Annotated in this window: 18 protein-coding genes; 8 read left to right on the top strand and 10 right to left on the bottom strand. The window is 74.3% G+C overall.

The window, feature by feature from the left end; all coding sequences use genetic code 11:
• Window positions 1-13 precede the first annotated feature (13 nt).
• A complete protein-coding gene (locus ACLQ29_RS15450; protein WP_425772229.1) occupies window positions 14-895 on the bottom strand; it encodes a deoxyribonuclease IV in 882 nt (293 codons plus the stop codon).
• Window positions 895-2877, bottom strand: coding sequence for a Stk1 family PASTA domain-containing Ser/Thr kinase (pknB, locus tag ACLQ29_RS15445; RefSeq protein WP_425772228.1), 1983 nt, complete (start codon window positions 2875-2877; stop codon window positions 895-897). Before pknB ends, ACLQ29_RS15450 begins: the two co-directional genes overlap by 1 nt.
• 177 nt (window positions 2878-3054) lie before the next feature.
• Between pknB and ACLQ29_RS15440 the strand changes: the two genes are divergently transcribed.
• Window positions 3055-3444 (top strand): Rv2175c family DNA-binding protein, encoded by a 390-nt coding sequence (locus ACLQ29_RS15440; RefSeq protein WP_393363458.1) that lies wholly within the window; start codon window positions 3055-3057, stop codon window positions 3442-3444.
• 186 nt (window positions 3445-3630) lie between these two features.
• Here ACLQ29_RS15440 and ACLQ29_RS15435 read toward each other — a convergent pair whose 3' ends face one another.
• A complete protein-coding gene (locus ACLQ29_RS15435; RefSeq protein ID WP_425759803.1) occupies window positions 3631-4713 on the bottom strand; it encodes a polyprenyl synthetase family protein in 1083 nt (360 codons plus the stop codon).
• Window positions 4714-4771: 58 nt separating this feature from the next.
• Window positions 4772-5191: a helix-turn-helix domain-containing protein gene (locus tag ACLQ29_RS15430; RefSeq protein WP_425772227.1), complete on the bottom strand. Its 420-nt coding sequence runs from the start codon at window positions 5189-5191 to the stop codon at window positions 4772-4774.
• A gap of 246 nt (window positions 5192-5437) precedes the next feature.
• Between ACLQ29_RS15430 and metF the strand changes: the two genes are divergently transcribed.
• A complete protein-coding gene (gene metF / locus ACLQ29_RS15425; protein WP_393363450.1) occupies window positions 5438-6355 on the top strand; it encodes a methylenetetrahydrofolate reductase [NAD(P)H] in 918 nt (305 codons plus the stop codon).
• A gap of 44 nt (window positions 6356-6399) precedes the next feature.
• A complete protein-coding gene (locus tag ACLQ29_RS15420; RefSeq protein ID WP_425772226.1) occupies window positions 6400-7089 on the top strand; it encodes a CDP-alcohol phosphatidyltransferase family protein in 690 nt (229 codons plus the stop codon).
• A 17-nt stretch (window positions 7090-7106) separates the two neighbouring features.
• On the opposite strand, the gene ACLQ29_RS15415 is transcribed toward ACLQ29_RS15420, so the two are convergent.
• The 6 genes from ACLQ29_RS15415 to ACLQ29_RS15390 form a co-directional block, all read right to left on the bottom strand.
• Complete coding sequence (locus ACLQ29_RS15415; protein ID WP_425772225.1) at window positions 7107-8594, bottom strand: phytoene desaturase family protein; 1488 nt, start codon at window positions 8592-8594, stop codon at window positions 7107-7109.
• A gap of 11 nt (window positions 8595-8605) precedes the next feature.
• Window positions 8606-9730 carry a glycosyltransferase gene (locus ACLQ29_RS15410; protein WP_425772224.1) on the bottom strand — a complete coding sequence of 375 codons (1125 nt, stop codon included), beginning with the start codon at window positions 9728-9730 and terminating at the stop codon, window positions 8606-8608.
• The gene (locus ACLQ29_RS15405) at window positions 9727-10608 is read right to left on the bottom strand and encodes a carotenoid biosynthesis protein (protein WP_425772223.1); all 882 of its coding nucleotides are present in this window, start codon (window positions 10606-10608) and stop codon (window positions 9727-9729) included. Before ACLQ29_RS15405 ends, ACLQ29_RS15410 begins: the two co-directional genes overlap by 4 nt.
• Window positions 10605-11156, bottom strand: coding sequence for a GNAT family N-acetyltransferase (locus ACLQ29_RS15400; RefSeq protein WP_393363437.1), 552 nt, complete (start codon window positions 11154-11156; stop codon window positions 10605-10607). Before ACLQ29_RS15400 ends, ACLQ29_RS15405 begins: the two co-directional genes overlap by 4 nt.
• The gene (locus ACLQ29_RS15395; protein WP_425772304.1) at window positions 11153-11890 is read right to left on the bottom strand and encodes a monooxygenase; all 738 of its coding nucleotides are present in this window, start codon (window positions 11888-11890) and stop codon (window positions 11153-11155) included. Before ACLQ29_RS15395 ends, ACLQ29_RS15400 begins: the two co-directional genes overlap by 4 nt.
• A 104-nt stretch (window positions 11891-11994) precedes the next feature.
• Window positions 11995-12483, bottom strand: a complete 489-nt coding sequence (locus ACLQ29_RS15390) for a YbaK/EbsC family protein (RefSeq protein WP_425772222.1) — start codon at window positions 12481-12483, stop codon at window positions 11995-11997.
• Window positions 12484-12925: 442 nt separating this feature from the next.
• Here ACLQ29_RS15390 and ACLQ29_RS15385 point away from each other — a divergent pair, with 442 nt between their 5' ends.
• From ACLQ29_RS15385 to ACLQ29_RS15365, 5 genes are all read left to right on the top strand, one after another.
• Window positions 12926-13375, top strand: coding sequence for an SAV_6107 family HEPN domain-containing protein (locus ACLQ29_RS15385; protein ID WP_007463070.1), 450 nt, complete (start codon window positions 12926-12928; stop codon window positions 13373-13375).
• Window positions 13376-13480: 105 nt separating this feature from the next.
• A complete protein-coding gene (locus ACLQ29_RS15380) occupies window positions 13481-14206 on the top strand; it encodes a hypothetical protein (protein ID WP_425772221.1) in 726 nt (241 codons plus the stop codon).
• A complete protein-coding gene (locus ACLQ29_RS15375; RefSeq protein ID WP_425772220.1) occupies window positions 14203-15816 on the top strand; it encodes a DNA polymerase Y family protein in 1614 nt (537 codons plus the stop codon). The genes ACLQ29_RS15380 and ACLQ29_RS15375 overlap by 4 nt, the downstream gene beginning before the upstream one ends.
• 33 nt (window positions 15817-15849) lie before the next feature.
• Window positions 15850-19236 carry an error-prone DNA polymerase gene (locus ACLQ29_RS15370; protein ID WP_425772219.1) on the top strand — a complete coding sequence of 1129 codons (3387 nt, stop codon included), beginning with the start codon at window positions 15850-15852 and terminating at the stop codon, window positions 19234-19236.
• Between the two features lie 93 nt (window positions 19237-19329).
• Complete coding sequence (locus tag ACLQ29_RS15365; protein WP_393318609.1) at window positions 19330-19506, top strand: hypothetical protein; 177 nt, start codon at window positions 19330-19332, stop codon at window positions 19504-19506.
• Window positions 19507-19511 lie beyond the last annotated feature (5 nt).

Here is a 19511-nt window from a genome sequence, read left to right as displayed (position 1 = left end):
TGCTGCCGCGTGTCTACGCACGGTTCGATTTTCGAGTTAGGCGGGTGAGGGTTGTTATGTCGGCGGCGTGGCCGAGCTGCTTCTCGCTCGGGGTTTCCACCACGATCGGGATGCCGGCGGTGGCCGGGTGGGCCATCAGCTCGGCGAAGGCGGGCTCGCCGATGGTGCCCTTGCCGATGTTCTCGTGCCGGTCCCGGGTGGAGCCGCACAGATCCTTCGAGTCGTTGGCGTGAACCAGCCGCAGCCGGTCCGCGCCGACAGTGGCCACCAGCGTGTCCAGGGTCGCCGTCATGCCGCCCTCGGCCGCCAGGTCGTGGCCGGCGGCCCAGGCGTGGCAGGTGTCGAAGCAGACCCCGAGCATGGGGTGCCCGTCCACCGCGTCCAGGTAGGGCCCGAGTTGCTCCACCCGGGAGGCCAGGGACCGGCCACCGCCGGCGCTCGGCTCGACAAGCAGCATCGGCCCGCCGACGTCGGCGGCCCAGTCGAGCAGCGGCAGCAACTCCCGGCGGACCTGCCGCATCGCCGTCTCGGCGTACCCCTCGTCCACCGAACTGCCCGCGTGGAACACGACCGCCCGCGCGCCGATCGCCACGCCCCGACGAAGGGCGTGGGCCAGGGTCTGCGCCGACTTCTCGACCGTGGCCGGGGTGGGCGAGCCGAGGTTGACGAGCAGCGAGGCGTGGATGAACGCCGGAATGCCCCGCTCGGCGCAACCCTCGCGGAACAGGGCGTCCTGGCCCGGGTCGCCGTCGGGCAGCGCCCAACCCCGTGAGTTGGAGACGTAGACCTGCACCACCCGGGCGCCGGTCGCGTCGGCGTACGGTAGGGCGGCCTTGGCCAGCCCACCCGAGGTCGGCGTGTGCGCGCCCACCGGACGCGAGGTGACCGCCGGCATCAGAAGCACGTGAGGGTGACCGGGGTGCCCGGCGGCACCTGCGAATTCTCACCCGGGAGCTGGATCCGGACCACGGCGTTCGGGTTGACCGCGACCGTCACCGGGAAGCCCTGGCTCTCCAACACCTGCTTGGCCTGCTGACACGGTAGGTCGACCACCCGGGGCACGACGACCGCGGCCGGGCCCTTGCTGACGTCCACCTTTACCTGGGTGCCCTTCTCCACGCCGGCACCGTCGGCCGGGCTCTGCCCGAGGATCTCGTCCCGGGGCTTGTCGGAGTCCTTGTAGGTCTCCACGAGCACCAGGTTGAGCTGGGCCAGGGCGGCGCGAGCGTCGTTGAGGTTCTTACCGACCAGGTTCGGCACCGTCACCGGCGCCCTGCCCCGGCTCAGAATGAGGGTGATCTTCGCGCCGGGTTTGACCTCGGTGCCCACCGGGGGGGCGGTTTCCAGCACGACCCCGGCCGGCAGGCTGTCGTCGTAGCGTGGGGCTCCCTTGGCCACCACCAGCTTCACGTTGACCAGGTCCGCCTCGGCGAGATCGAACTCCTTGCCGATCACGTCCGGCACGGGGAAGCGTTCCGGGCCGAGGGAGAGGGTCAGGGTGATCGTGCCACCCTTGACGATCTTGGTAGCGGACGCTGGGCTCTGCCCCAGCACGCTGTCCTTCGGGGCCTGTTCGTCGAAGCGCGGCTCACCGTACTTCAGGGTGAGCCCGGCGCGGTCGGCCTGCGCCTGCGCCTCGGCCTTGCTCAGGCTCACCAGTTGCGGGGCGTCCGTGTAGCGGCCGACGCCGAACCACCAACCTCCGAGCGCGGCCACCAGGCCCAGCGTCACCACCACCGCCGCGACGGCCAGCCGGCCGCGCGGGCTCGCCAGCAGCGTGCCGCGCAGCGCCGCGAGTCGGGACCCCAGACCCTCCGCGGGTTCCGGAGCGGCCCGCCGTCGACCCGGCCCCTGGCTGGCCCCCTCGGGCAGCCGCGCCCAGGACGGGCGGTCGGTCGGGCGGATCGCCGCGACCACCATGGTCGGCTGGGAGAGCGGCTCGTCGCTCACCGGGCGGAGCACGGCGGTGTGGCTGTTGGCGTCACCCAGGCGATCCTTGGCGACCTGCACTTCGGCCAGCAGCGCGCCGGCGTCGGCGGGCCGCGCGGCCGGATCACGCCGAGTGGCGCGCTGCACCAGGTCGTCGAGGACCGGCGGCAGACCGGGCACCAGCGTCGAGGGTGCCGGCACGTCCCGGTCGACGTGCTGCCAGGCGACATCCACCGGGCGGTCCCCGTCGTACGGGACCCGGCCGGCGAGCATCTCGAACAGCACGATGCCGGCCGAGTAGACGTCGGTGCGGGGATCGGCGCGACCCTCGGTGACCAGCTCCGGTGCGACGTACGCCACGGTGGCCATCAGCTGGTTGCCCTGGTCCTCGTCGGCGCTCGCCTCGACCGCCCGGGCCAGCCCGAAGTCGGCCACCTTGACGACGCTGTCGACCAGATTGGCGACACCACCGGTCGGGGCCTCGGCGACCAGCACGTTCTCCGGCTTGACGTCGCGGTGCACCAGCCCGGAGCGGTGCGCGGCGGCGATCGCGGCGAGCATCTGCTCGGCGATGGCCAGCGCCTCGTCCGGGTTGAGCCGGCGTCGCTCGGCCAGCACGTCGCGCAGCGTGCGGCCGCGCACGTACTCCATCACCAGGTACGGCAGACCGGCGTGCGTGCCCTGGTCGTAGACCGCCACCACGTTCGGGTGGGTCAGCCGGGCGATGGTCTTCGCCTCGTCGGTGAACCGCGCCACGAAGTTGGTGATCCGGGCCCGGGCCTCGGGAGCCTGGGTCGGGTGGATGATCTTGACAGCGACGGTGCGCTCGAGGCGTTCGTCGGTGGCGGTATACACGGTCGCCATGCCACCACGGGCCACGCGACCGCGAATGCGGTAGCGCCCGTCGATCAGCGAGCCCAGCAACGTGTCGGCGACCTGAGTGTCCATCGGCAGGGAGTCTATGTGTCCAGGGGGTGAAGGATGAACAGGATGCTACAGCCGGACGCCGAACGGGTCCGTCCCGTTGCGCTGCTCGATTCCTCAGCCGCAGGTCAGCGGTGCCACAGGAGCGGTCGTCCGGGGTGCCGGTGGCCCGTCGCGACGGTGGCGTGGCAGGGTGGTCGGGTGACCGAACCCGTACCCGACCAGGCCGTGCCCAGCCTGGAGCTCGCCGGACCCGCCGACCCGGCCGGCTGGCTGACCCTGCCCGACGTCGCCGAGCGCCTCGACGTGTCGATCAGCAAGGTGCACCAGATGATCCGTGACCGGGAGTTGCTGGCGGTTCGCCGCGACGGCGTCCGCCGCATCCCGGCGGACCTGGTCGCCAACCAGACCGTGCTCAAGCACCTGCCCGGCGTGCTCAACCTGCTCACCGACAACGGTTACGACGACGAGGCCGCCCTGCGCTGGCTGTACGAGCCGGACGACATCCTCCCCGGTGGCACCCCGGCCACCGCCCTCTCCGGCGACCAGGCCCGCGAGGTAAAACGAAGAGCCCAAGCCCTAGGCTTCTAACCCCCACCCCAGCCCTCTGCCCCACCCTGGCCCCGGCCCCCCGGCCCCCCGGCCCCCCCGGCCCCCCCGGCCCCCCTGCCCCCCGTTGATCATGAGGTTATTGTCACGACACGCCGCGAGCGCGTTGGCAATAACCTCATGATCAACGCCGTGGGCGGGCCGGGGTGGGGGCCGAGGGTGGGTGGGTTAGTCGGCTCGGCGGGTTGCGGCGATGGCTAGGTCCACCAGGGCTTGGCGGGCCTCGGTGTCGAGGTCGGCAGCGGTCAGTGCCGCCAGCGCGGCGTCGGTGAGCGTGACGATCCGCTGCTCGGTGCGGGCCAGCGCCCCGCTCGCGGTGATCAGCTCGCGGAGCCGAGCCACCCCCTGCTCGTCCAGCCCAGGGTCGCCGAGTTGGCTGAGCAGCAGCTCGCGGCCGGCGTCGTCGGTGGTCTCCACGGCTGCCGCCACCAGGTAGGTGCGCTTGCCCTCGCGCAGGTCGTCCCCGGCCGGCTTGCCGGTCAGCGCCGGGTCACCGAAGACACCCAGCACGTCGTCGCGGAGTTGGAACGCCTCACCCAGCGGCAGCCCGTACGCCGAGTAGGCCGCCCGTACGTCGGCGGTCGCGTCGGCCAGCGCGGCGCCGAGCAGCAGCGGCCGCTCGACTGTGTATTTCGCCGACTTGTACCGGGCGACCTTGCTGGCCCGTTCCACCGAGGTGTCACCGGTGACCTGCGTCAGCACGTCGAGGTACTGCCCGACGGTGACCTCGGTGCGCATCTCGTCGAAGACCGGTCGGGCCCGCGCCAACGACCACAGGTCCAGCCCCGCGGAGTGCAGCAGCTCGTCGGACCAGACCAGGCACAGGTCGCCGAGCAGGATGGCGGCGGCGTCGCCGAAGCCGTCCGGGTCACCGCCCCAGCCGGCCTCCCGATGCCGTGCGGCGAACCGCCGGTGCACCGCGGGCTCGCCGCGTCGGGTGTCGGAGCGGTCCATCAGGTCGTCATGGATCAGGGCGCTGGCCTGGACGAACTCCAGCGCGGCCAGGGCGGTGAGCACCTGGTCGCTGTCGAGCCCGCCCGCGCCCCGGAACCCCCAGTACGCGAATGCCGGGCGGAGCCGCTTGCCACCACCGAGCACGAAAGCCTCGATCGCCTCCGCCACCGGGGCCAGGGCGTCGTCCACGGCGGCGAGCCGAACCCGCTGGCCGGTCAGGAACTCGCTGAGGGCTTTGTCGACCCGCTGCCGTAGGCCAGCACGGTCGACGGGAGAGACGGGGGCAGCGTGGGTCACGCACCGACGCTAGCGGGTCGCCGTAACCCGCGCCGTACCGCCACGCGTGGGGCCTGTGTCAAAGCCCCTGGCCGGACCGCCGCCTGGCCTCCGCCTCGGCTCGACCGAGGACTTTGACACAGGCCCTGGTTCCGTCGGCGCGACCGGGACCGGTGCGCCCCGCCGGTCGCGTGCCGGCCCCCGCCGTACGGCCCGCTCCGGGGGCTCGCGTCGCGTCGGCCCGGCGGGTGCCCGCGGCGGCCTCGGTGAGCGTCACCAGCGGCACGTCCAGGACGACGGCGAGCCAGCCGAGCCAGAACCCGCCCGGCACACGACGCTGCCGTTCCCACCGGGACACCTCGTGCCGGCTCAACGTCGGCACCCCGGCGGCGGCGCACAACTCGGCGGCGGCGCGCTGCTGGCTCCAGCCACGGGCCAGCCGGTACCGGGCCAGCAGCGGGCCGAGCTGCGCCGGGCGCGGCGAACGGGGCGGGGTCATGGGTCCTCCTGGCGGGCGTCGACGCGGTGACGACCACCCGCCCCGACCGGACGGGACCGGCGTCACCGCGTGTTGCTGACCCCCGCGCGGGACCCGGGCGTCGCCCCCGCCGCCCCGCCCACGCCACCCATTCCTACCCCCCGGGTACGACGCCTTCCGCCCGCCGGACCCGGCGAACGGCGCGGTAGGGGACCGCGAGGTGGAAAGCGCCTGGGCCGTGGTGGCGTCGCCCGCTAGAGTCGGGTCGTGGCGCTCGGTCTTCCCTCGGTACTCCCCAATCCGCAGCCGGCGATCGGGGAGCTCATTCGCGAGCGCCAACCGACCTTCTCGTTCGAGTTCTTCCCGCCCAAGACACCGGCGGGGGAGACGCTGCTCTGGCAGGCCATCCGCGAGCTGGAGTCGCTGCGCCCGTCGTTCGTGTCGATCACCTACGGTGCGGGCGGTTCGACCCGGGACACCACCGTGGCGGTGACCGAACGGATCGCCACCGACACGACCCTGCTGCCGATGGCCCACCTGACCGCTGTCAACCACTCCGTGGCCGAGCTGCGGCACGTGATCGGCCGGCTCGCCGGGGTGGGGGTGCGCAACGTGCTGGCGGTGCGCGGCGACCCGCCGGGCAACCCCGGCGGGGAGTGGGTCCGCCACGCCGAGGGTGTCGACTACGCCGAGGACCTGGTCCGCCTGGTCCGCGACGCCGGTGACTTCAGCGTGGGCGTGGCGGCCTTCCCGTACAAGCACCCCCGCTCACCCGACGTGGCCAGCGACACCGCGCACTTCGTCCGCAAGTGCCGGGCCGGCGCCGAGTTCGCGATCACGCAGATGTTCTTCGACGCCGACGACTACCTGCGGCTGCGCGACCGAGTGGCCGCCGCCGGCTGCGACACCCCGATCCTGGCCGGGGTGATGCCGGTGACCCAGATCGGCACCATCGAGCGGTCCGTGCAACTGTCCGGCGCACCCTTCCCGCCGGCGCTGGCGGCCCGCTTCGAGCGGGTCGCCGACGATCCGGAGGCCGTCCGCCGGCTCGGTGTCGAGCAGGCCAGCGAGATGAGCCGCCGGCTGCTGGACGAGGGCGTGCCGGGCATCCACTTCATCACCCTCAACCGGTCCACCGCGACCCGCGAGGTCTGGCAGAACCTGAAGGCCGGCGCGCGGGTGTGAATGTCCGGCCTGCGACACCTGATGCCCGGCACGACGGTTGATCCGTGGTGGGCACACAACTGAACTGGGACCAGTACGCCACGGCGTGGGCGCGGTTGCACGGCGGGTTCGACCCTCGGGTCGCGGCGCCCGTGGTGCGCGCCTGGCTGCGGTTCGCCTACCACGTCGGGTACGTGCTGGGGCGGCTGCGGGTCAGCCCCACCGCGGTCACCGTGGCCGGGGTGGTGCTCTGTTTCTGCGTACCGTTGCTTGTCACCCGGCCGGGTGACGGGCCGTTCCTGGGCGCGTTGTTCGTGCTGCTCGCCGCCGTGGCGGACAGCGTGGACGGCGCGGTGGCGGTCGCCACCGGCCGCACCACCCGGCTCGGCTACGTCTACGACTCGGTCGCCGACCGGCTCGGTGAGGTGGCCTGGCTGCTGGCGTTCTGGCTGGTCGGCGCGCCGGGTGCGCTCGTCGTCGCGGGCGGCGCGCTGTCCTGGCTGCACGAGTACGTCCGGGCCCGGGCGGTCGCCGCCGGCATGCGCGACATCGGCGCGGTCACCGTCGGGGAACGCCCCACCCGGGTCTCGGTGGCGCTGGCCGGCCTGGTGGTCGCCGGGCTGGCCGGGCTGATCGAGGCGGACCTGGCCGCCGGCACCATCACCATGGCGACCGCGGTGTGGGTGCTGCTGGCCGGCTTCGGCCTCGGGCAACTGCTCTCCAGCATCCGCCGCGCCCTGCTCGACGTCGGCTGAACGGCGCGCCACCGGTCCTACCAGGCGGGGCCGATCTCGTCGGCGACGATCTGCGCGGAGAGGGTCACCATCGGCAATCCGCCGCCCGGGTGGGTGGAGCCGCCCACCAGCCACAGCCCGTGCGCCGGCCCCCGGTTGGCGGGCCGGAGCAGCCCGCCGGCGGTGCCGTAGATCGAGCCGCCCGGCGCGCCGGTAGCCGCGCCCAGGTCGGCGGGGGTGCGGATCTCCCGGAACAGCAGCCGGTCGCGCACGTCCACGCCGCGCCGCGCCAGCACCTCCAGGATCCGGTCGGCATACGCGTCGGCGAGCCCCGGGCGTCGCCAGTCGACCGCGCCCGCCGCGCTGCCGTGGCGGGGGGCGTTGACGAGCACGAACCACGCCTCGTGTCCGGCCGGACGGACCATCGGGTCGTCGGCCACGGTGACGAACACCGTCGGGTCGACGGCCGGCCGGGCCCGTACGCCGCGCCCGGGGTTTCCGAAGACCGCGTCGAACTCCGCGTCGTAGTCGTCCGGGAAGAAGACGGTGTGGTGGGCCAGCCCGGTGCTGCCGGAGACGCCGAGCAGCAGCACGAAACCGGCGAGGCTGCGGTCGGTCAGCCCGGCCAGCCGACCCGGGTGCGGCAGCAGGTCACGGTAGACGGTCAATGCGTCCACGTTCGCCACCACCACGTCGGCGGGCACCGGCGCGGTGACGCCGGCGAGGCGTACCCCGTGCACCCGGCCGCCGGTGGCGTCGATCCGGGTGACCGTGGCGTCGGTCTGCACGACCACGCCGAGGTCCAGGCAGCGGGTCAGCAGCGCGTCGGCGAGTGTGCCCAGCCCACCGCGCAGGTACCAGCCACCGAAGGCCAACTCGGCGTAGGGGACCGCGACAAGCGCGGCCGGCGCCCGGCGCGGGTCGGCGCCGGTGTAGGTGGCGTACCGGTCCAGCAGCATCCGCAGCCGCGGGTCGGACAGGTGCCCGCGGCCCAGCCCGCGCAGGGTGCGACCCGGGGCGATGGCGGCCAGGTCGCCGAGCCGCCAGGCCAGCGACGCGAGATCGCGGGGGGAATCGACGGTACGGCGCAGGATGTCGCGCTCGGAGGCCCGCCACACCCGTTCGGCGCGACGCCACAGCCGCTGCCAGTCGGCCGCCGCCCGGTCACCGAGGGCGGCCCCGATCCGGGTGGCGAACTCCACCGGGTCGGCGCACGAGTCCAGGGTCGGGCCACCGTCGGGAAAGACGTGCCGGACGATCGGGTCCAACGGGACCAGGTCCAGGTATTCGTCGAGCTTCGCCCCGGTCGCCTCGAACAGGTCGTGGAAGACCTGGGGCAGGGTGAGCAGGCTCGGCCCGGTGTCGAAGTGGAACGACCCGGCCGGGGAGTCGTGCGCGTACCTACCGAGCTTGCCACCGACCGTGTCGGCGGCCTCGAAGACGGTCACCTGGTGCCCGGTGGCGGCCAGCCGGGCGGCGGTGGCGAGGCCACCCACCCCGGCGCCGACGACCACGATCCGCGCCATGCCGCGCCCTCCTAGCTGACCGGGCGGCCCCGCCAGGTCAGGCGGCGTCGCTTTCGCAGATGGTACGACCGCAGGGTCAACCAACCGAGGACCACGACCGACACGGGGTGTGCGAGCGCGTCGGGCCACCACCGTCCTCCGGTCGCGCGGGCGGTGAGCACCCGCCCGGCCACACCCAGCAGGTATGCGATGAGCGCAACCATTGACACCCGGGGAGCTGTCGAGGCGAACCCAAGCGCGACGAGCGGCGGGGCGGTGTAGAGCAGCAGCAGCGCCGCCACCACTGCCGCCGCCGCGCCCGGGTGCCCGAACGACGCCCAGAGCGACTTCGAGTACCCGTCGCGCAGTTGCGGCCAGTCGTCGTACATCCGGCAGGTGGCCAGCCGGGAGCCGTCGGCCAGGGCGATCCGCCCACCGGCCCGCTTGACCGCCCGGGCCAGCTCGACGTCCTCCAGGATCTTGTCGGCGACCGCGGCGTGCCCGCCGGCGGCGGTGTAGCCGGCCCGGTCCACCACCAGGAACTGCCCGCCCGCCGCGGCCAGCGACGGCCGCCGCGAGCGTTCCATCGCGCGCAGCGGCAGGAACGTCAACCAGAGCCACTGCAGCAGCGGCTGCACCAGCCGGTCGGCCGCCGTCGCCACCACGATCCGGGGGTACGGCGACAGCAGCGTCACGCGGGCGGCGCGCAGCTCGGTGACGGCCGCCGCGACGGCGTGCGGGGCGAGCACCACGTCGGCGTCGACGAAGACCAGCGCGGTGGCGTCCGGGTCGGCCCGGGTGGCCAGTTGCCAGCAGGCGTGCGGCTTGCCCAGCCAGCCCGGCGGCGGGGCGACCCCGGTGAGCAGCGTGACGCGGGGGTCGTCGCCGGCCACCGCGCGGACCACGTCGGCGGTGCCGTCGGTGGACCCGTCGTCGAGGACCACGACGCGCAGCCCCGGCACACCGCGCTGGGCGAGCAGGGCGCGCAGGCAGGGCGTGACCCGGGCGGCCTCGTCGCGCAGCGGCAGCAGCACGGCGACCGGCTCGTCGAGGGCGTCGGGTCGGTCGGTGGGCCGACGCAGCCAGCGGGCGGCGTTGAGCCAGGTGTGCCCGGTCAGCGCGGCGACGGCGGTCAGCAGGGCGAGCAGGACGGTCATCGGGTCGCGTCGACGCCGGGGCGGTGCGGCTGGTGGTCCTCCCGACCGGGGTCACCGCCCCGGCGGGCACGCAGGAGGGTCACCACCAGGGGTACGGCGGTCACCGACATGCCGGCGGCGCCCCAGAGCGCCGAGGCGGGCAGGTCGAGGAAGACGGCGTGGGCCAGGATGCTGGAGAAGTACGTCCACAGGTAGAGCGCGATCATCGGGTGGTCCCGCCGATTGGTGTGCTCGACGGCCGGCCCGGCCAGCGGGCGCAGCGCGCTCATCAGCAGCACCGCGAAGAGCAGCCAGCCCAGGTAGTTGCTGACCGGGATGCCGGCCAGGCCGGGCAGGGCCGGGGTGGCGTCGCGCCAGACCCAGTAGCCCTCGGCCACCATCTGCGGGTCGAGGAAGAGGTCCCAGGCGGCCAGCCCCACGGTGGCCAGCGCGATCCGCCGTACCCACAGCCCGGCTGTCGCGCCGCTGCCGCCGGTGACCGTTGCGCCGTTGCCGCTGGCCCGTGACGCGCTGCCGCCGGTCAGCCGGACCGCCGCCAGCCAGGCCGGCCAGGCCATCCAGGTCCAGGCCAGCGGAATGATCAGCGGCACTCCGGCCAGCTTGGGACCCAACTCGCCGGAGTAGTCGTAGCTGCCGAACGGCACACCGGTGGCCACCCCGATCGCCTCGATCGCGAAACCACCGCCGGTGGCCACCGCGACCAGCGCCGCCGCGACCCGTGGGCCCCGGCTGAGCAGCGCGTGGCCCACCGAGAGCAGCCACCCGAGCACGACGGTGGCCACGGTGAGCCCGGCCCTGGTGGCGCCGGTGGTGAGCGGGTAGCAGATCTGGGCGAGCACCAGGACGGCGAGCAGTGTCCAGGAGATCCGCCGGGTCATGACGCCGGTGGCTCGAGCGGCAGATCCCGACCGAGTACGCCGAACGGTCGTTCGTCACCGGGGAAGTGGAAGTTGCGCAGCACGTCGACGAAGCCGAAGCGCCGGTACAACCGCCAGGCCCGCGAGGTCTGCTCGTCGGCCTCCGGGGTGGACAACAGCACGGTGTCGCCCTCGGCCATGCCGAGCAGCGCACGCAGTTGGCCGGTGCCCAGGCCGTGCCCCTGTGCCGGTGGCCGGACGTGCAGCTCGACCACCTCGAAGCAGTGGGTGAGCCAGCGCTGGCGGGTCGGGGCGTCCAGTGCCCGGTGCACCTGGTCGTGCCACCACTGACCGGAGGCGCCCAGGTAGCCGTAGCCGAAGCCGGCGAGGTGCCCCTCGCTGGTCAGGCTGGCGACCGCCCGGAAACCCGGCCGGCGGACGTGGGTGGCGATGTAGCCGCGCCGGGCCTCCAGCAGGTCGGTGCGGTATCCCATCGCCTCGCCGTAGACGGCCACCACGTCGTCCAGCCGCCGGACGAGATCGTCCGGCGTCCAGCGCACCAACCTCATGCCCGTCCACCCTTCACCGTTTCGGGGCCACCGTCGGCGACCCACCCGAGCACCGTCCGGTCGCCGACCACGTCGCGCACCTCGAACCGGGCGAACAGTTCCTCGGCGTACCAGCCCTCGGTGGGGGTTCGCATGATCGCCGCCCGGTGCTCCGGGTGACGGTACGCGAACGCCACCAGGTCTGTCGGGTCGCGCCACACGCTCACCGTGCCCTGCCAACCCAGCGGTGCCTCCCCGACCCCGAACCGGGCCAGCAGGCCGGGCGCGTCGCGCAGGGCGGCGGCCACCGGAGGGATCGCCCGCCAGAAGGTGGCCGCCCGGCGGACCCGCAACCGGGCCCGGGTCAGCGCCAGCACCGGGCCGGTGACCCGACCGCCGGTGGGCTCGCCGAACGGTCGTCGGCCGGACCACTCGCCCCGGCTGCTCAGCGGACGCATGTCGATCCGGGCCTGGGCGCGGGCGATGCGGGCCCAGGCGCGGCCGACCGGCGAGTCGTCGAAGTCGGCCGCCGCGGCGGGGGAGTCCCAGACGGTCAGCGCCGCCCACCGGGTCAGGTCGGCGTCGCCGGGTCCGAAGCCGGTGCCGGTCCCGGTGCCCAGCAGCTTGCCGAACCGGACGCCCGGGAGGGCCCGCAGCCGGCGCGGGTCCACCGCCATCCGGGCCAGCGCCCGGGGCAGCGCGCCGGAGGAGGTCCGCCAGACGTGCAGGGTGACCAGCTCCGGAGCCGTGGTCACGCCGCTGTGCTTGCCGGTTCGCTCACTTCGCTCGCTCACGCCGCCGCTTCGCGACGTCGCGAGCGCGTCGCCGCTGTGCTTGCCGGTTCGCTCGCTCCGCTCGCTCACGCCACCTCGGCCGGGCTGCCGGAGGTGACCCGCAACAACTCGGCGTAGGTGGTCGGGAAGACCGCCTGCGGTACGCCGCCCGCCGCCCAGATCTCGGGGTACGTCGCCAGTGCCGTGTCCACAAGTGTGCGCAGCGGGTGCGGGTGTCCGAGCGGGGCGACCCCGCCGATCGGCTGCCCGGTGTGCGCCCGGACGAACTCCGGGCTGGCCCGGCGCAGCCGGGTGACCCCGATCGACGCGGCCAGGCCGGCGGTGTCCACCCGGTGCGCGCCGGAGGTGAGCACGAGCAGCGGCGCGTCGTCCGCGTCGAAGACCAACGAGTTGGCGATCTGGCCGACCTCGACGTCGAGCGCCTCGGCGGCGGCTGCCGCGGTGGGCACCGCGTCGGGCAGCAGGCGGATCGTGCTGGGCTCACCGGCGCCGTCGAGCGTGCCGGCGGCGGTGAGCGCGTCCTGCACCGCCCGTACGTTCGGGTGTGGCTGCATCCCGCCATTCTTCCCGGTCCGCTGGGGGCCGGTTCAGCCGGCCGGCACGGCCGGCGCGTCACACGTTGCATTTTCGTCGGTGGGGAGGTGTACTGTCAGCAGCAGTTAGAACGAGTGTTCGATTGCCTCGAACGCCCGTTCCAACCAGCCGGAGTGCGGCGTTTCGCGGCGCCAACTCCGGCCGGTGCGGCTCCGCGGGCCGCACCTGGGTTTCCGGGCAGTCGCGAGCCTGGTCCCGACAGGCAGGAGCGTCGTCCGCCGCCCACGACCCCCGGGCAGCGGGCGACGCACCCGCCGGTACGCCGGCCGGGTGTGGTGTGGGGAAGCGTCCACACCCGGCCGGCCACACCCGGTGCGTCTTCCTCCGCACCACCCGACCTCGGCGTCTCGTCGGCGGCACCAACGCGCCGAGGCGACACCCGGCCACGTGGAGGAGACACCCATGCCGACCAACCCGGCTCAGGCACCGACGGTGCCGGCGCACGTGCTGCCGCACCGCACCCCCGCCCAACTCCTCACGTTGGCTCGGCGCGGGCTGGTCGAGGCCGGCCAGACCCGACCCGACGGCCTGCGCTACGCGGCTGCCCACCTGGCGGCGCTGCGCGCGGCGGCTGCCCTGCTCGCCGCCCGGGCCCGGCCCGCGCCGAGTCGGCGCAACCGGATCACCAGCGTCTGGGTCCTCCTCTGCGCCGTCGCTCCGGAGCTCGACGAGTGGTCCCGATTCTTCGCCGCCGGAGCCAGCAAGCGCGCCGCCGCCGAGGCCGGCATCCCCCGGGTGGTCAGCGCCCGGGAGGCCGACGACCTGCTCCGCGCCGCCGAACAGTTCGTCACGGTGGTGGAGACCGCGCTCGGCGTGGCCCACCAACCGGCCCTGGACGGCCTCGCCGCCTGATCCCGCCGTGCCACCGACCGCCCCGCGGGGGGAGCCGGGCGGCCGGTGGCACGGCGTGCCGGTCCTGAATGTGATCCACAGCAGCAACGACGGGGGGTTGGTCCAATGGCGGGCCGCATGGTGGTCGGTTCCGCCGCACTTGCCGATCTGGTGCGCCCGGCGAGCGCACCCGACCCGGTCGGTGGCCACCGTGTGCTGCCGGTGGCACCCGAGCTGACCGGTCTGCTGCCCAATCGAGGTCTGCGCCGGGGGAGCACCATCGCGGTCGCCGCCGGCCAGCCCCAGCGCAGTGGCGGCACCTCGCTGATGCTGGCCCTGCTCGCCGAGGCGTCCCGGGCCGGCTCGTGGTGCGCGGTGGTCGGGGTGCCGACGTTCGGTGCGGGTGCGGCCGCTGAGCTGGGCATCTCCCTGGACCGGTTGGCCCTGGTGCCGAATCCCGGCCCGGAGTGGGCCACCGTGATCGCCGCGCTGATCGACGGGGTGGACGTCGTGGTGACCACCGTGCCGGCCACGGTCTCCGCCTCGGTCGCCACCCGGTTGGCCGCCCGGGCCCGGCAGCGGGGCAGCGTGCTGGTCCCGTACGGCCGGTGGGACGGCGCGGACGTGACACTGCAGGTGGTCCGTGGGGTGTGGGAAGGGCTCGGGCAGGGCCGGGGGCGGCTGCGCCGCCGGGAGGTCACCGTCTCGGCGCGCGGGCGCGGGGCGGCCGCCCGACCCAAGGAGATCAAGGTCTGGCTCCCGGGCGACGAACTGACCCGGGTCATTCCCCGCACGGTCCCGTCGACCGTGGGCCGACCGGCCGCGCCGCTTGCCCTGGTCGGTCGGGGGTGACCGGTTCTCCGCCCCGCACCCTGCTGTTGTGGTGTCCGGACTGGCCGGTGCTCGCCGCCGAGATCGTCGACGGGGTGCCGGCGACCGGCCCGGTCGCCGTGCTGCACGCCAACCGGGTGGTCGCCTGCTCCGAGCGGGCCCGCGCCGAGGGGGTCCGCCGAGGTCTGCGTAAGCGGGAGGCGCAGGGTCGTTGCCCGCAACTCACAGTCGTGGAATACGACCCGGGCCGGGACGCCCGGGCGTTCGAGCCGGTGGTCGCCGCGGTGGAGGAGTTGGTCGCCGGCGTGGAGGTGGTCCGTCCGGGCGCCTGCGCGGTGGCCGCCCGGGGGCCGGGCCGTTACCTCGGCGGTGAGGAGGCGGCCGCCGAACGGATCATCGAGCAGGTCGCCCAGTCGTGCCTGGTGGAGAGTCAGGTCGGCATCGCCGACGGGGTGTTCGCGGCCGGGTTGGCCGCCCGCGCCGGCCGGGTGGTGGCGCCGGGCGGGACACCGGAGTTCCTGGCCGGGTTGCCGGTCGAGGCGCTCGGCCGGTCGGCGTTGGCCGACCTGCTGCGCCGGCTGGGGGTGCGTACCCTCGGCGAATTCGCCGCGCTGCCGGCCGGCGACGTGTTGGCCCGGTTCGGGTTCGACGGGGCGTTGGCCCACCGGCTCGCGGCCGGGCGCGACCACCGCCCGCTCGCCGTCCGGCAGCCACCTGCCGACCTGACGGTGACCGCCGGGTACGACGAGCCGATCGACCGGGTCGACGCGGCGGCGTTCGCGGCCCGCGCGTTGGCCGAGCAGTTGCACGAGGGGCTGGCCGGGCACGGGCTGGCCTGCACCCGGCTCGGCATCGAGGCGGTCACCGAGCACGGTCAGGAGCTGCACCGGGTGTGGCGGCACGATGGCCTGCTCACCGCCACGGCCATCGCCGACCGGGTGCGCTGGCAGCTCGACGGTTGGCTCTCCGGCAGCAACGGCCGTACCGGCGCCCGACCGGCCCGGCCGACGGCCGGCATCATCCGGTTGCGGCTGGTCCCGGACGGGGTGATCGCCCAGGCCGGTCTGCAGGTCGGCCTGTGGGGCGAGGCCGGTGCGGAGCGGGAACGGGCACACCGGGCGTTGAGCCGCGTGCAGGGCATCCTCGGCCCGGAGGCGGTGGTCACCGCGGTGCTCGGCGGTGGTCGCTCCCCGGCCGACCAGGTGCGACTGGTGCCGTGGGGCGACGAACGCGTCCCCGCCCGTCCCGGCCCGCCGACCGATGCCGGCGCCGACCCGGCCACCGGCCGGGGTGGAGGCGGGGCCCCGCCGTGGCCCGGCCGGCTGCCGGCGCCCGCGCCGGCGGTGGTGCTGCCCAGTCCGCTCGCGGCGACTGTGCACGACGCCGCCGGCGAGCCGGTGGTGATCAGCGCGCGGTTGGCGGTGAGCGCCCCACCGGCTCGGCTGGTGGTCGGCACCGGCCGGCCGGCGGAGATCGTGGGCTGGGCCGGGCCGTGGCCGGTGGACGAGCGGTGGTGGGCGCCGGTCGAGGCCCGCCGCCGGGCCCGGTTCCAGGTCAGCCTGGCCGACGGCGCCGCCCTGCTGCTGGCCGTCGAGGCCGGGCAGTGGCTGGTGGAGGCGATCTATGACTGAGCCGCTGCTCCCCAGGTCGGAGGCGGGCGCCCGATGAGCTTTCACAACCCGAAGATGCCCTGGTCGGAGTTGGAGCGGGTGCTCTCCGGGCGGGCCGACGGCAGGTCGGGCGGTTCCGGCGGCGGGCGGTCGCGCGAGGAGCGGCACCTGCACGTGGTGGACCCGCTCGCCGTGGACGCCGACGGCGGCGACTCCCCGGCCTGGAGTCGCCGCCGCGAGCAGTACCAGCCACCGGAGCTGACCCGCCCGGACGGCGTGGTGCCCTACGCGGAGCTGCACGCGCACACCAACTTCAGCTTCCTCGACGGTGCCAGCCACCCGGAGGAGCTGGCCGAGGAGGCGGCCCGGCTGGGGCTCACCGCGCTCGCCGTCACCGACCACGACGGCTTCTACGGGGTGGTCCGCTTCGCCGAGGCGGCTCGTACGCTGGGCCTGCCGACCATCTTCGGCGCGGAGCTGTCCCTCGGACTGCCCGGCCCGCAGAACGGCGAACCCGACCCGCACGGCGCGCACCTGCTGGTGCTCGCGCACGGCCACGAGGGGTACGCCCGGCTGGCCACCACCATCGCCCGCGCCCAGCTCCGCGGCGGGGAGAAGGGCCGCCCGGTCTACGGGGAGCTGGAGCAGGTCGCCGAGGAACTGCGTGACCACGTGCTGGTGTTGACCGGCTGCCGCAAGGGGCACGTGCCGGGTGCGCTGCTCACCGAGGGCGTGGACGCGGCGGCCCGCGAGTTGGACCGGTTGACCGCGCTCTTCGGCGCGGAGACGGTCGCGGTGGAGCTGACCGACCACGGTCATCCCGTCGACGCCGACCGCAACGACGCGCTCGCCGAGCTGGCCGCCGCGGTCGGGCTGCCGACGGTGGCCAGCAACAACGTGCACTACGCCAGCCCCGGCCGGCGTCGGCTGGCCACCACCGTCGCCGCGGTCCGGGCCCGCCGCAGCCTGGACGAGATCGACGGCTGGCTGCCCGCGGCGGCCACCGCCCACCTGCGCAGTGGCGCGGAGATGGCGGCCCGGTTCGCCGCGTACCCGGGTGCGGTGGCGCGGGCCGCCGAGTTCGGCGCCGAGTTGGCCTTCGACCTGCAACTGGTCGCGCCGCAGTTGCCGGCGTACCCGGTGCCGCCGGGGCACACCGAGATGAGCTGGCTGCGCAAGCTGACCGCCGACGGCGCGCACGAGCGCTACGGGCCGCCGCGGGCGCACCCGGCGGCGTACGCGCAGCTCGACCACGAGCTCAACATGATCGAGGAGCTGGGCTTCCCCGGCTACTTCCTGGTGGTCTACGACATCGTCACGTTCTGCCGCGACCAGGACATCTACTGCCAGGGCCGGGGGTCGGCGGCCAACTCGGCGGTCTGCTACGCGCTGCGGATCACGAATGTGGACGCGGTCCGGCACCGGTTGCTCTTCGAGCGTTTCCTCGCCCCGGAGCGGGACGGCCCACCGGACATCGACGTGGACATCGAGTCCGACCGCCGGGAGGAGGTGATCCAGCACGTCTACACCCGCTACGGCCGGGAACACGCCGCCCAGGTCGCCAACGTCATCTCCTACCGGCCCCGGTCGGCGGTGCGGGACGTGGCCAAGGCGTTCGGCTTCTCACCCGGGCAGCAGGACGCCTGGAGCAAGCAGATCGACAGGTGGGGGTCGGTCGCCACGGTCGACGTCGAGAACATCCCCGAGCAGGTGGTGGAGTACGCCAACGAGTTGCAGACGTTCCCCCGGCACCTGGGCATCCACTCCGGCGGCATGGTGATCTGCGACCGGCCGGTGATCGAGGTCTGCCCGGTGGAGTGGGGGCGGATGCCCGGGCGCAGCGTGCTCCAGTGGGACAAGGACGACTGCGCCGCGGTCGGCCTGGTCAAGTTCGACCTGCTCGGGCTCGGCATGCTCTCCGCCCTGCACTACGGCTACGACATGATCGGCGAGAGCCTCGACCTGGGTGACATGACCCTGGACGACCCGGAGGTCTACGACATGCTCTGCCGGGCCGACTCGGTCGGGGTGTTCCAGGTGGAGAGCCGCGCCCAGATGGCCACCCTGCCCCGGCTCAAGCCCCGCGAGTTCTACGACCTGGTGGTCGAGGTGGCCCTGATCCGCCCCGGCCCGATCCAGGGCGGTTCGGTGCACCCGTTCATCCGGCGCAAGAACGGCCAGGAGCCGGTGACGTTCGCGCACCCGTTGATGCGCAACGCCCTGGAGAAGACCCTTGGTGTGCCGCTGTTCCAGGAGCAGCTGATGCAGCTCGCCATCGACCTGGCCGGCTTCGACGCGGCCGAGGCCGACCAGTTGCGCCGGGCGATGGGCGCCAAACGGTCGGTCGAGCGGATGACCCGCATCGCCGACCGGCTCTACGCCGGGATGGCCGAGCGGGGCATCACCGGCGAACTGGCCGACGACGTCTACCGCAAGCTCACCGCGTTCGCCAGCTACGGCTTCCCGGAGAGCCACGCGATGAGCTTCGCCTACCTGGTCTACGCCAGCTCCTGGCTCAAGCGCTACCACCCGGCACCGTTCCTGGCCGCGCTGCTCAACGCCCAGCCGATGGGCTTCTACTCCCCGCAGACCCTCGTCGACGACGCCCGCCGGCACGGGGTGGAGGTCCGTCGCCCGGACATCAACGCCAGCGGTGCCGCGGCGGTGCTGGAGTCCACCCCGGACACCAGGTGGGGCAGCGGGCCGGGGGAGCCGCCACACGCCTGGGGGCTGGGCGGCCCGGCCGTCCGGCTCGGCCTGTCCAGCGTACGGACCCTCGGCGCCGACGTGGCCGAGCGGATCGTGGCGGACCGGGACGTCGGTGGGCCGTACCGGGACATGCCGGACCTGGCCCGGCGGGTCGGTCTCACCGCGGCGCAGCTGGAGGCGTTGGCCACCGCGGACGCCTTCGCCTGTTTCGGGCTGACCCGGCGGGAGGCGCTCTGGGCCGCCGGCGCGGCGGCCCAGGACCGGCCGGGCCGGCTGCCCGGCACGGTGACCGGCGCGGCGGCGCCCACGTTGCCCGGGATGGAGGCGGTGGACCGGCTGGTCGCCGACGTGTGGGCCACCGGGCTGTCCCCGGAGAGCCATCCGGCCCGGTTCATCAGGGGTCAGCTCGACGTGCTCGGCGCGGTGCCGATCGCCCGGCTGGGCCGGGTGGAGCCGGGGCAACGGATCCGGGTCGGCGGCATCGTCACCCACCGGCAACGTCCGGCGACCGCGGGCGGGGTCACCTTCCTCAACCTGGAGGACGAGACGGGGATGCTCAACGTCACCTGCTCGCCGGGGCTCTGGCAGCGCTACCGGCGGGTGGCCCGGACCAGCGCCGCGCTCGTGGTCCGGGGGCGGTTGCAGCGCCACGAGGGGGTGACCAACCTGGTCGCCGACCGACTGGACGCCATCGAGCCACCGGTCAGCCCCGCTTCCCGTGACTTCCGCTGATTCAGTGATCCACATTACGGTTTCCCGAGCCGTCGAGCGGGAGACTCGTCCCGAGCGGGCAGAGCGGCCCGTGATCCGTGAGGGGGAACGACAATGACGGGAAATCACGCGTACACCGGTGGAATCGCCAACGCCCGGCGGACCCGGCTGGGCACCGGCTGGGTGCCGGCGCACCTCGCCGACCCCCGCGAGTACGAGGTGACAAACGGGCCGGTGGCCAACGAGCGCCGGTCCCGGGCCGAGGACGAGGCCGAGGGCACCGACTCCTGACCCAC

This window comes from Micromonospora sp. DT228 (assembly GCF_049841595.1).
Classification (GTDB): Bacteria; Actinomycetota; Actinomycetes; order Mycobacteriales; family Micromonosporaceae; genus Micromonospora.
This window is presented reverse-complemented; position numbering and strand designations above follow the sequence as displayed.